Origin of the sequence: Rhodothermus bifroesti (assembly GCF_017908595.1) — a bacterium.
GTDB lineage: Bacteria > Bacteroidota > Rhodothermia > Rhodothermales > Rhodothermaceae > Rhodothermus > Rhodothermus bifroesti.
Genome location: NZ_JAGKTL010000003.1, coordinates 170,008 through 182,075 on the forward strand (window position 1 = coordinate 170,008; position 12,068 = coordinate 182,075).

Below are 12,068 nucleotides of genomic sequence, written 5' to 3' on the forward strand. Positions count from 1 at the left end.
ACGGATTGAAAGGCATTAGAACCTGTCCTACAGCAGGTGTTCTACAGGCTGCGCGGCGGATGAAAGATATCTGCCGTTAGGCGAAGAGCGCAGAGAAAGGAGATATGAGGCACATGCCGTGTAGCCTGCTCAGGCATCCCAACCGTCGCTGGGGCGGGCAGTGGACCGTACGGCATCGTGCTGCCTGGCATGGCCTTGGACGCGTCGTTGCAACGCTGCCAAAGCGGCGTCCCCTCAGGGCTGTGGCAGGTGCATGGTCTCCCATGATGTGGGCAGGCCATGTGGTGGCAGGCTACCAGCGCATGCGCAGGTGCTTTGATGAAGCGCAGCGCCGACCATGGCCCAATGGGCCCAAGCAGCACGATGCTAAGCCCAAACGATAGCCAGCGAGCAGGTTTAAAGCGGCGCCACATGGCCAGCAGAAGCATTTCTGTTATAAAGGAGCGAAAAAGACGTTTTAGGGCAACTCCCTGAGGAAAATCTTGTGTGAAAAACCCGCACAACTTCAATGAATGGCACTTTACGCTTGAGGCTACGTATCAAGTCCCGCTGTCTTTGAGCACATTGGCAGAAGCTATGCGTCATCAGGCTTTAGCTTACGTCGATACCCATTTTGAGCGATTTGTAGCCGAGCTTCAAGACCTGCTTCGGATTCCCTCTATTAGTACCGATCCAGACTATGCAGGTGAAGTGCGGCGTGCAGCTGCTTGGCTAGCCGATCATTTTCGGGCACTGGGTTTCCAGACCGTAGAAATCTTTGAAACCGAGGGCCATCCGATAGTCTATGCAGCATACGAGGTTGGAAGCGACCGGCCTACTGTGTTGGTTTATGGCCACTACGATGTGCAGCCCCCGGATCCCCTAGAGCTGTGGACCTCGCCGCCGTTTGAGCCTCGGATTCAGGATGGAGTGCTTTATGCCCGGGGGGCTTCCGACGATAAAGGGCAGCTGTTCATGCACGTGAAAGCCGCCGAAGCGTATTTGAAGACAGCCGGCACGCTGCCTGTAAACTTAAAATTTTTGATTGAGGGTGAAGAAGAGTCGGGTTCGGTGCACCTTAGGCCGTTTATTGAGGCACATCGCTCGTTGCTTTCAGCCGACGTTGTAGCGATTTCCGATACGGCACTTTTTGCGCCAGGCGTCCCCTCGATCACCTATGGTCTGCGTGGGCTGGTGTACGTCGAGGTTGAGCTCACTGGCCCGGTGCGTGACCTGCACTCGGGTGTTTATGGCGGTGCTGTGGAAAACCCCATCAATGCCTTAGCACGGCTGATTGCAGGCTTGCACGACGCCCAGCATCGCATAACCATCCCAGGTTTTTACGACAACGTAAGGCCATTAACTGAAGAGGAGCGCCAGGCCTTTCGGGAATTGCCTTTCGATGAGCAGGCCTGGATGAAGGCTATTGGCGTCTCGGCGGTACGCACCGAAGCAGGTTATACCATTTTGGAAGCCATCACTGCGCGGCCGACGCTGGACGTCAACGGCATTTGGGGAGGGTATCAAGGAAAAGGGGCTAAAACGGTGCTACCGGCCAAGGCTGGCGCCAAAATTTCCATGCGCTTGGTGCCCGACCAAGATCCTGAAGATATTATAGCAAAAACGCAACGCTATTTTGAGCAGCATACTCCGCCTACTTGCCAATTACGCTTTACCGCCTTGCATGGAGGCCGTCCGGTGCTGGTGAATACCCGGCATCCAGCCCTGCAGGCAGCTGCTGAGGCGATGGCGCGCGTGTTTGGCCGTCGGCCCTACTTCACACGTGAAGGAGGGTCTATTCCTGTAGTAGCCGATTTTAAGCAGCTTTTGGGGCTCGATAGCGTGCTCATGGGCTTTGGCCTAAACTCGGATGCGATTCACGCCCCTGACGAACACTTTGGGCTAGATCGCTTCCGGCAGGGTATTGAAAGCATCATCTATTTCTGGCAATGCTACGGGGGCGCGTAGTGCGGTCTGGAGAAACAAAAAAATTTTCTCAACGGTTTGGACGCTTGGCCAAAGCGTTCGAAGTGAAGGTTTGCACGTAACGGCAATGATATTTGTTGCGCTGGGTGACACCGAGGCGATAGGAGCCAACTGTCATTTTCTCAAGCTGGATGGGACGGGGTTACTTTTGGACGTAGGGCTCGATCCGAACAAAGAAGGGCCTGCAAGTTTGCCTCGGTTTGAACTGATTCATCGCCAACTAGATTGGTACGTGGATCACGCCATTGTCACCCATGCACATCATGACCACATCGGAGCTTTGCCCGTTTTGCTGCGTGAATTTCCGCATGTGCTGGTGCACATGACCCGGGCTACGCGGCAGCTGGCTGAGTTGCTGCTACCGGCTTCAGCTCGACTGCAACGGAAAAGGCTTCTTGAGGGCCGCACAACCTTTTCTCCCCTGTTTGACGAAAAGCAGCTCGAAGGCTATAGCTACCTGTACCTGACGCATGAGCCTGGCGAAGCATTTAATGTGACCGGCTTGCGGGGGCGCGCGCCGATAAGCGCCCGGTTTTACTTTGCCGGGCATGTGTTAGGTGCCGCGGGAGTTTTGCTCGCCCATGAGGAAAATGGTCGCCGGCAGCATGTTTTTTATACGAGCGATACCAACCTACGGGCCCAAGCGATTCTTCCAGGAGGTGAATACCCCGAGACCTCTGTCGATGTGCTGATCTTGGAGTCCACAGCAGGCGCTGATCCAGAAGCCGAGCGCACCACCCGTAAACTTGAAGAAGAGCGCTTTGGAGAAGCTGTGCGGCGGGTGTTAGACCGGGGTGGCAGCGTGTTGGTGCCGGCTTTTGCCTTGGGCCGTGCGCAAGAGGTGCTAGCCGTAATCGACCGGCTCAAGCGCGAAAAGGTGCTGCCGGCCAGCGTGCCTGTCTACACCGCCGGTACGATGCGCGCCATAGCTGATCTGTACGACCGAACGCGTTTGACTACACCTCGCATTGATCCTTCTTTTGAAGTGTTTCGCGTCGAGCAACGGCGCTTTCCGCGCAAGCTGCGCGGGGTGCTCGAGGCCCTGAAGGAGCCCGCCATTTACGTGCTCAGCAGTGGGATGATGTTTGAACGCTCCCTGTCGAACCAGATGGCACAACTCATGGTGGAAGATGAACGACACGGGATTTTTCTGGTCGGCTTCTCTAAAGAAGGATCACCTGCGCGGCGATTGCTGGATGCAGCAGCCGCAGGAGCCGAAACCGTAGTCTTGGAGGAGCAGCGCGGTCCGCAGCCCCTCCGCTGTGAAGTTGCTCGTTTTCGTTTCAGCGGCCATAGCCACCGACGTGACCTGCTCAGCCTGGTCGAGCGCCTTCAGCCGCGGCATGTGCTCCTTGTGCATGGCGATGAGGAAGCACGCCAGTGGATGGCCGATAACATTCAATTTTTCTACCCTGAAGTGCACGTGTGGCTGCCGAGATCCGGCGAACCGCTGGAGTTGTAAGGCAGCCCCTAAAAAACCTAGACCTGTTGGATGGAGACCCTAACCGTTGTAGCCCCAACGCGGCCAGCGTTGTCGCCCGAACGCCTGGAGGCTTTTTGCCATGCGTTGCGTCCGCAGCTTCGCGGAAGGCTCTACACCGATGCCATGACGCGGGCACTTTATGCAACCGATGCCAGCATTTACCAGATAGAGCCTGTTGGCGTGCTTATTCCAGCCCATGTCGACGATGTGCAGGCTGCGCTAGCGCTGGCTTCTCGCTTCAGCATCCCGGTGTTGCCTCGGGGAGGCGGTTCGTCACTTGCTGGGCAAGCTGTAGGTGAGGCTTTAGTCATTGATTTTACACCGCACCTGCATCGCATTCTGGAAATCAATCCCGAAGAACGCTGGGCACGCGTAGAGCCAGGCTGCACTATGGAGCAGCTTAACCTCGCGTTACGGCCTTTGGGATTAATGGTGGGGCCTGATCCTGCCAGCGGTGCGCGGGCAACGCTGGGGGGTATGCTGGCCAACAATTCGACGGGTGCCCATTCGATACTCTATGGCAATATGGTTGAGCATGTGCGCGCCGTCAACGCGCTACTGGCCGATGGCACGCCGGTCCATTTTGAAGCACTCGACGAAGCCGCTTGGGCCGAACGCATGCGGCGCAATGACCCTGAGGGTCGGCTCTACCGTGAGCTCGACGACTTGCTGCGGGCAAAAGGCGACATCATTGCCCGCGATACGCCTAAACACTGGCGTCGCAACAGCGGCTATCGGCTGGAATACTTGCTTGAGGCCCGCTCCCGAAACCTGGCACAGCTGCTCTGCGGAAGCGAAGGGACGCTGGCTGTGGTCACGGAACTGACCATCGGGCTGGTGCCCCGTCCTAAGCGTACAGCCCTCGGTGTGGTGCACTTTGATACCCGAGAAGAAGCCCTGCGTGCTGTGACAACAATTCTCGAAACCAAACCTGCAGCCGTTGAGCTTTTTGACGGCGTGGCCATCGAAGCAACGCGCCATGCGCCTGGCTATGCTCCGCGACTGGCTACGTTTATCGTGGGCAATCCTGGTGCTGTGCTGATTACGGAGTATTTTGGAGAGAGCGAGACTGAACTGGTGGCCAAGCTCGATGCTCTAGAAGCTACGTTGCAACGCGCTGGCTATGGCTATGCCATTGTGCGCGCTCTGCAGCCCGAGCATATCCAAAACGTGTGGGCTGTTCGAAGTGAAGGCGTCGGGTTGGTGATGGGCGTCAAAGGGGATCACAAGCCCTTGCCCATGATTGAAGATGCTGCCGTTCCCGTAGAGCATTTGGCCGACTACGTGGCTGATTTAGAGCGCCTTTTCCAGGAGACCCATACGCAGGCTGTGCTCTACGCGCACGCCTCAGCAGGCTGCCTGCACATCCGTCCTTTCCTCAACACAAAAGATGCTCGCGAAGTGGAGAAAATGCGTGTGCTGGCCACAGGCTCGATGGAACTGGTTAAAAAATATGGGGGCGTACTGTCTTCCGAGCATGGCGATGGCATTGTGCGGGGATGGCTCAACGAAGCTTTTCTCGGTCCAGAACTTTATGCCGTCTATCGGCAAGTCAAGCAAATCTTTGATCCTAATGGCCTGCTAAACCCGGGCAAGATTATCGATACCCCACCGATGACTGAAAATTTGCGTATGGGGCCTACCTATCGCACGATCGAACTGGTCGAAGAACTGGACTGGTCCGAAGAAGGTGGCTTTGCTCGGGCAGTAGAGCAGTGCAACGGCAACGGCGCTTGCCGCAAGCTCGAAAGCGGCACGATGTGCCCGAGTTTTATGGTTACGCGCGACGAGCGGCACACCACACGCGGACGGGCTAACGCGCTGCGTTCGGTACTCTCAGGCGCACTGCCCGTTGAAGCGCTCACTGGGCGCGCCCTTTACGAAGTCATGGACCTGTGCATCCAATGCAAGGCCTGTAAAACGGAGTGCCCCTCAAACGTCGATATGGCCAAAATGAAGACCGAGTGGCTAGCGAAGTACTGGGAGGCCAACCGCGTGCCGCTGCGCGTGCGTTTGTTTGCCAACCAACCTCGGCTAGCCCGGTGGATTGGAGGCGGATGGAAAGCACGGCTGGCCAATATCGGATTGCGCAACGCCTTCGTACGCCGATTGATGGACTGGACGTTGGGCATCAGCGCCCAACGCCAATTACCGACATTCGCGCTAGAGCCTTTTACCACCTGGTTTCGGAAACAAAGCTGGCCGACTACGGGACCAACCGTGGTGCTCTTTGCAGATACCTTTAACAACTACCATCATCCCGAAGTCGCCCAAGCAGCCGCGCTGTTTTTTGCGCGTTTAGGCTTCCAGGTAATCGTGCCCGAGGAAAAGGCCTGCTGCGGTCGTCCCTTGATCTCAAAGGGACTTGTGAGTCAGGCCCAGCGTCAGGCCCTAGAGGCCCTGGAACGGCTTTATCCCTATGTCGAACAGGAATTACCCATTATAGGCCTAGAACCCAGCTGCATTCTAACGTTTCGTGACGAACTGCTCAGCCTGTTGCCAGGAGATCCGCGCGCACGAAAACTGGCACGCAGCGTCTTTACTTTCGAGGAATACGTGGCACGCTTGGCCGACGAAGGACGCCTGCGTGAGGTGCGTTGGACCGAAACGGCACGACGCGTCCTGGTGCATGGCCACTGCCATCAAAAATCGTTGGTAGGCATGGGACCAACGGCACGCATTCTGGCCCTGCCCCCAAATTATCGCGTAGAGGTGCTCGACACGAGCTGCTGCGGTATGGCAGGAGCCTTTGGATATGAAAAAGAACACGTCGAGATTTCTCTGAAAATGGCCGAGCGGCGCCTGGCTCCAGCAGTGCGAGCAGCCAGTGAAGACACCCTCATTGCGGCAGCCGGAACTTCGTGTCGCGCGCAAATTTTCGACACAACCGGCCGGCGCGCTTGGCATCCGGCAGAGATTTTGCTACAGGCGCTGACCTAAAAACTTGGCGGGGTCGAATTTTGACCCCGCTTTAACAATTTGGAAGCGCTTTTTTAACTTGTTTGGCGTACATTCGATCTTGTACAACACCGACAACCAACCGCTTTAGCGCGATGCAACTGCCTGAAACGCTTGTCGAGGCGCGGCCGTACTCGTTTTTTGAACAGGTCAACCGCATTTTTGACCGAGCCGCTGCCTATACCAAACATCCTAAGGGACTGTTGGATCAGATTAAGGCCTGCAATAGCGTCTACCGGGTGGAATTTCCAATTAAGCGGGATGACGGTTCTATTGAGGTCATCCGCGCCTATCGAGCTGAGCACAGCCATCACAAGCTCCCCACGAAAGGGGGCATTCGCTACGCGGAAACCGTGAACGAGGACGAAGTGATGGCGCTTGCTGCATTGATGACGTACAAGTGCGCTATTGTGGACGTACCCTTTGGAGGGGCAAAAGGGGGCGTTAAAATCGATCGGCGAAAGTATAGCGATGCTGAACTAGAGCGCATTACACGGCGCTACACGTTTGAGTTGCTGCGCAAAAACTTTATCGGTCCAGGCATTGATGTTCCGGCGCCAGACTATGGGACTGGGCCGCGCGAAATGGCGTGGATTCTGGATACGTACAATTCGTTCTCCTCGAATCCTTTGGAAGCGTTGGCTTGCGTCACAGGTAAGCCAGTGGGTGAGGGCGGCGTACGCGGTCGCAAGGAAGCCACGGGGCGGGGGGTATACTTTGGTGTGCGCGAGGCTTGCAGCGTAGAGGAAGACATGAAAGCCTTAGGGCTTGAGACAGGCCTTTCTGGCAAGACCGTCGTGGTGCAAGGCTTGGGAAACGTCGGCTACCATGCGGCCAAGTTTCTGGCCGAAGGGGGAGCGGTCCTCGTTGGGCTGGCGGAAATTGAAGGAGCAATTTACAATCCTGAAGGGCTCGACCTAGAGGCTGTGATGGCGCATCGCCGGCAAACCGGCTCGATCCTTAACTTTCCAGGTGCCAAAAACTTGGAGCGGACCGAAGATGCTCTGGAGCTCCCCTGTGACATTCTGGTGCCTGCTGCGCTAGAGAATCAGATTACCGCAGAGAATGCCCCACGCATTCAGGCCAAAATCATTGCCGAAGCAGCTAACGGCCCTGTTACGGTAGAGGCTGAAGAGATCTTGCTCAAAAAAGGCGTGCTTATCATTCCCGATGTGTATTTGAACGCCGGTGGGGTGACGGTTTCTTACTTTGAATGGCTGCGCAATTTATCGCACGTTCGGTTTGGGCGGCTGAGCAAGCGATTTGAAGAGCGTACTTTTAGCCGCATTTTGGAAGTGATTGAAGACCTAACGGGCAAAAAGGTCCCCATCGAACTGGTTCAGGAGGTAGCTCATGGGGCTGACGAAGAGGACCTGGTAAACTCCGGTCTGGAAGAAACCATGGTGACGGCTTACCAGGAAATTCAAGCAATTCGGCGGAAGCACAACGTTGACTTGCGCACGGCGGCATTTATTAGTGCTATCGAAAAAGTAGCCAAATCTTACATTGAGCTAGGCATCTTTCCGTGAGCAGGGTGTGGGGGACGGTGCAGCCCGCCGTCCCCCACGGCACGCTGCTACTTAGCGAATACGTACCTCTGGCAGCATCCAAGCCAGTGGTTGACCATGGAAAAGTCGAAGTGTTTCGAAGGCAGTGCGGTAGGTCTCCGAAAGGCCAGGCGTGTTGGCAGTGCGCAGTTCGAGACGGGCGGCTTGGGCTTCCAGGTGCTCTAGGAGCTGTTCCGCAAATGTCTTGGGCCGAGGTAGCGTGCGCACGCGGTAGGTGCCGGGAGCCAGTCCAGCCTTTGTTGCAGCAATTTCGATGGCACGGTCTAGCCCTCCCAACACATCGACCAAGCCCACCTGATGCGCTGCTTCGCCCGTCCAGACACGGCCGCCCCCCAGGGCATCTACCGAGTCGACCGGTAGGCCACGGGCCTCAGAGACTTTTTGTAAGAAAGTGCGATAGGTGGCTAGGATGGCTTGTTCAAGGCGTTGCAACTCATAAGGCTCGGGGGGCACTAGGCCAGAAAACATGTCGGCATAAGGACTGGTGCGCAGCAGGTCGAACGTAATCCCGATTTTGTTTTCCAATAGGCCCTGCGCGTTAAACAGGATACCGATCACTCCAATAGAGCCTGTGATCGTTAGCGGATCGGCTACAATGGAGTCTGCAGCGGTGCTAATCCAGTACCCTCCCGAAGCGGCCAACCCCCCCATAGAAACAATGACGGGTTTAACGGAGGCGGTTTGGCGGATGGCTTGCCACATGGCTTCGGAGGCTGCTGCTGAACCTCCTGGCGAATGAATGCGCAGTACAACAGCTTTGACGCGATTGTTTTCACGGGCTTCACGGAGGGCTTCAGCCAGCGTTTCGCTTCCTAAAAACTGTCCGCCAAAAAGTGGATTAGGATCCGTGCGGCTTTTGCCCGGCACAATTGTCCCGACAGCATATACCACCGCAATTTCCCCCTCGTTGCCGGTAGCTAGTCCAGCTTCGCGGTCAGGTACGCGCAGGTATTGGGTTAGTGAAACCTGGCGAAGTCGGTCCTCATTTGGGTAGCCCAAGTGGGTTTTCAAGCTGGCTTGAATTTGCGCTGCATCGCGCAGCCCGTCGAGCAAACCAGCAGCTACTGCTTCTTCTGCTGTGAGCAAGAGCTGCTCGGTAGCTAAGCGGTTTAGGGTTTCGATGGGGAGCTTACGGGCTTGGGCGATCGAGGCTAGAAAATGCTGATTGTACGTGTCAAGCAGCGCCTGAAGCTGCAGGCGGTTTTCGTCTGATAACCGCTCGCGCACAAACGGCTCCCCAGCGCTTTTGAAAGCTCCTGCACGTACGACGTAGGCTTCAACATCCAGCTGATCTAGCAGCCGTTTGTAAAACTCGGCGGCTAGATACAATCCATTAAACTCAAAGAGCGACTCTGGTCCGGCAAATACGCTATCGGCCACGCTGGCGACAAAGTAATCCGCTTCATCCATGCCAAAGTCTTCACAGGATGCAATGAGCATTTTGCCGCTGGCCTTAACCTCTTGCAAAGCTTGTCGAATTTCTTCCAGCGTAGCCCAAGGAGCTTCTAGGTCACGAAGGCGCAACCAGATGGCCTCGATCCGATGATCAGCTGCTGCTTTGCGCAACGCGTGCGTCAGGTCGCGCAAGCCGTAGGCAGGTTCATCAAGCAATAGGCGGCTTAAGGGATCTCCAGAGACCACCTCAGGAAGATTGCCGCCAAGCTCCACCACGAGCACCGAGCCCGCGCGAACCGTCGGTGGACGTTCGGCCAGCGAAGCCAGACTAAACAGCAGCAAAAAGCCAAAAAGCAAAACTAGTCCTAAAGCGATCAGGGTACCCAAAATGCTGGCCAGAAGGGCAGAAAAAAAGCGCATAGCTTTACGGTAAATGGTCCTAAAGAAAGCCGTTGTAGGTCTACGCACACGCCCTAGCAAGGTTACAAAGCCTAATGTCTGCGAAAGTAGACAGTGGCAAAGGCTTGCAAAGGGAAATTACGCTGAAATAACCACTTTTGCATTTTTGGCACTGGGCTTGTCGAAGTTTTAGAAAAGTAAACCTAAAAGTAGGTGGGATCATGCGTTGGCTTTGGATAGGTATCGGCTGCCTTTGGCTGACATTCGGCGTATTGCCGGTCCAAGCTCAGCGGTCGTCAGAAGGCGTGCCGCGTGCACCTTCCAAGGAGCGGGTGCGTGAGGCAAAGCCCCCGCGCAAGGCGTCGCGTCTTCCAGCTGAAGCACCGCGTGTTGGAGCAAAATCTGACAATGTTCCGGGGCAGGTTTGGTCCCGGCCTTACCGTGCCGCTCCCGTTTGGGTAGTGGCACCACCGCCACCATCGCCCAAGTATGTGGTAGCTTTCCATTTCTGGAAGCATCCAGCGCATCGTCACCGGCCTTTTCGGTATCGGCTGCGCCAGTGGTTGTATTGGGATGTGCGCGGTTGGGGACCAGTTCGGCCAGTGTGGCTTGAGGTTGAGGTAGTTTACCGCGCGCGCCTTCGGGCGGTTTATGCTGGATTTGTCGTGGTGGATTTGTGGGTTGAAACGGTGAGGTTTTATGATCGGGGGCGCTATTGGGGGCATGTGATCATGTTTCCACCTGCGCTACAACATCTCGAAGCACGTTTTTATGCGGACGGGCGCATGGTGTTTGAACGCATGGTGTTTCTTGGAGAAGGGCTGGAAGCAGGGCTTTATCTTATGGCAGGTCGTGGGGCGCAATGGGAGATGCCGGAGTTTATCGGGCGTGTGGATCTTGCGCGTGCTCGCGTAGAGGCCCTACCTGGAAGCGATGGCTGGCCGCAAATGACCGGAGCTTGGGTACCTCTGTTGCCGACTGATGGCGCTTGGTATGCTGTAGAAGACCCCAGGTCCTTAGCGCCGCGTGAAGACGTACAGCGCTTTACCGTCGAAGGGCAGCCGGTACAATTGTCACGACGGCTGGTACTAGAGCGTTTGGAATAGGCGAAACCGCATTTGCCGTTATGCGGTTGGAGATACAGGCCTTTGTATCTTGGTCATGTGAGGATGGTAGGCAATGCGCATGGTGCGGATAGGGCATGCGATGCGGCATCGGCAATTATCTCGCCGACCGCTGGCAGATCCCGCTGCCCCGCTGAATGCGCGGGAGCGTGAGATCCTGCGGTTGGTTGTCGAGAGTTTTATTGATACGGCAGGTCCGGTGGGGTCGCGTTTTCTGGCCCGTCGGTATCCTATCGGTCTGAGCCCAGCCTCGATTCGCAACACCATGAGCGATTTAGAGGAAATGGGCTATTTGGACCATCCTTACACTTCAGCCGGTCGCATTCCAACAGACTTGGGCTATCGAACGTTTGTCGATGCCTTAATGGAGGTGCCCAAGCTTACACCAGATGAATGCCGGCTGTTGGAGCGGAGGGTACGTCAAGTGAGCAACGACCCGGAGGAGCTGTGGCGGGAAAGCACGCGGCTTTTAGGGCAGCTTTCCCATCTGCTTGGCGTTGTGCTGACCCCCCGCCTGTCGACTGGGGTACTGGAACGGCTGGAGGTTGTACCACTTTCGTCGACCCGCGCCATGTTTGTGCTCAGCGTGCGCGGCGGCTTGGTGCGTACAATTCTTGCAGAGCTGCCCTCGGAGCTGAGCCGGCGTGACCTAGAACTGGTAGTCGCATTGCTGAATGAGCGCCTGGCTGGTCTGACCTTGGCTACCGTTCGTAATACCTGTGCCCAACGTTTGCAGGATGTAGAAGACCGAACCGGGCTAGTGCAGCTCATGATCGGCGAGGCTCCGACCCTGTTTGCTGAGCCGAGCGAAGGGCGCTTGCGTTTTGGCGGGACCCAGTATATCATGGGGCAACCGGAGTTTCGGCATGCGGAAGAGCTTCGCACCTTGTTCCTATTGTTAGAGGATGAAGAGGCGCTGGTTCAACTGCTGGAAGGTCCCGAGCTTTCGGAAAATGTTGAAATCGGTCGCGCGCAGGTTTCCATTGGCCGCGAGAACCCAGACGAAAAGGTAGAAAAGTTTTCGATCGTTACCGCCCGCTATCGCTTAGGCGATGCGGTGGGAACTATTGGCGTTATCGGGCCTACGCGCATGGACTACCGGCGCGTGATGGCGCTGGTGCAGGAAATGGCCACGCTGCTCAGCCGACCTGCAGACGAGGTGGTCAACTAATCCTG

General features: G+C 56.3%; 8 protein-coding genes. 6 read left to right on the top strand and 2 right to left on the bottom strand.

Going from position 1 to position 12,068, the window contains the following annotated elements; all coding sequences use genetic code 11:
• Positions 1-41: 41 nt before the first annotated feature.
• Entirely contained in the window at positions 42-413 is a 372-nt protein-coding gene (locus J8E65_RS07655) for a hypothetical protein (RefSeq protein ID WP_210375173.1), read from the bottom strand.
• Between the two features lie 163 nt (positions 414-576).
• Here J8E65_RS07655 and J8E65_RS07660 point away from each other — a divergent pair, with 163 nt between their 5' ends.
• The 4 genes from J8E65_RS07660 (at position 577) to J8E65_RS07675 (ending at position 7,935) form a co-directional block, all read left to right on the top strand.
• Positions 577-1,947, top strand: coding sequence for a dipeptidase (locus J8E65_RS07660; RefSeq protein ID WP_210375444.1), 1,371 nt, complete (start codon positions 577-579; stop codon positions 1,945-1,947).
• An 85-nt stretch (positions 1,948-2,032) separates the two neighbouring features.
• Positions 2,033-3,427: an MBL fold metallo-hydrolase gene (locus tag J8E65_RS07665; RefSeq protein WP_210375174.1), complete on the top strand. Its 1,395-nt coding sequence runs from the start codon at positions 2,033-2,035 to the stop codon at positions 3,425-3,427.
• A 30-nt stretch (positions 3,428-3,457) separates the two neighbouring features.
• Positions 3,458-6,388, top strand: coding sequence for an FAD-binding and (Fe-S)-binding domain-containing protein (locus J8E65_RS07670; protein ID WP_210375175.1), 2,931 nt, complete (start codon positions 3,458-3,460; stop codon positions 6,386-6,388).
• A 113-nt stretch (positions 6,389-6,501) separates the two neighbouring features.
• Positions 6,502-7,935 carry a Glu/Leu/Phe/Val family dehydrogenase gene (locus J8E65_RS07675; RefSeq protein WP_210375176.1) on the top strand — a complete coding sequence of 478 codons (1,434 nt, stop codon included), beginning with the start codon at positions 6,502-6,504 and terminating at the stop codon, positions 7,933-7,935.
• Positions 7,936-7,986: 51 nt separating this feature from the next.
• Here J8E65_RS07675 and sppA read toward each other — a convergent pair whose 3' ends face one another.
• Positions 7,987-9,789, bottom strand: a complete 1,803-nt coding sequence (gene sppA, locus J8E65_RS07680; RefSeq protein WP_210375177.1) for a signal peptide peptidase SppA — start codon at positions 9,787-9,789, stop codon at positions 7,987-7,989.
• A gap of 200 nt (positions 9,790-9,989) precedes the next feature.
• Between sppA and J8E65_RS07685 the strand changes: the two genes are divergently transcribed.
• Together J8E65_RS07685 and hrcA are read left to right on the top strand one after the other, a co-directional pair.
• A complete protein-coding gene (locus tag J8E65_RS07685; RefSeq protein ID WP_210375178.1) occupies positions 9,990-10,874 on the top strand; it encodes a hypothetical protein in 885 nt (294 codons plus the stop codon).
• A 73-nt stretch (positions 10,875-10,947) separates the two neighbouring features.
• The gene (hrcA, locus tag J8E65_RS07690) at positions 10,948-12,063 is read left to right on the top strand and encodes a heat-inducible transcriptional repressor HrcA (protein ID WP_210375179.1); all 1,116 of its coding nucleotides are present in this window, start codon (positions 10,948-10,950) and stop codon (positions 12,061-12,063) included.
• Positions 12,064-12,068: the final 5 nt, after the last annotated feature.

What these genes read in the sequence shown, in the direction of transcription:
- sppA (WP_210375177.1), bottom strand. Translation starts at nt 9,789, where the DNA reads ATGCGCTTTTTTTCTGCCCTTCTGGCCAGCATTTTGGGTACCCTGATC.
- J8E65_RS07665 (WP_210375174.1), top strand. Translation starts at nt 2,033, where the DNA reads ATGATATTTGTTGCGCTGGGTGACACCGAGGCGATAGGAGCCAACTGT.
- J8E65_RS07675 (WP_210375176.1), top strand. Translation starts at nt 6,502, where the DNA reads ATGCAACTGCCTGAAACGCTTGTCGAGGCGCGGCCGTACTCGTTTTTT.
- J8E65_RS07670 (WP_210375175.1), top strand. Translation starts at nt 3,458, where the DNA reads ATGGAGACCCTAACCGTTGTAGCCCCAACGCGGCCAGCGTTGTCGCCC.
- J8E65_RS07685 (WP_210375178.1), top strand. Translation starts at nt 9,990, where the DNA reads ATGCGTTGGCTTTGGATAGGTATCGGCTGCCTTTGGCTGACATTCGGC.
- J8E65_RS07660 (WP_210375444.1), top strand. Translation starts at nt 577, where the DNA reads ATGCGTCATCAGGCTTTAGCTTACGTCGATACCCATTTTGAGCGATTT.
- hrcA (WP_210375179.1), top strand. Translation starts at nt 10,948, where the DNA reads ATGCGCATGGTGCGGATAGGGCATGCGATGCGGCATCGGCAATTATCT.
- J8E65_RS07655 (WP_210375173.1), bottom strand. Translation starts at nt 413, where the DNA reads ATGTGGCGCCGCTTTAAACCTGCTCGCTGGCTATCGTTTGGGCTTAGC.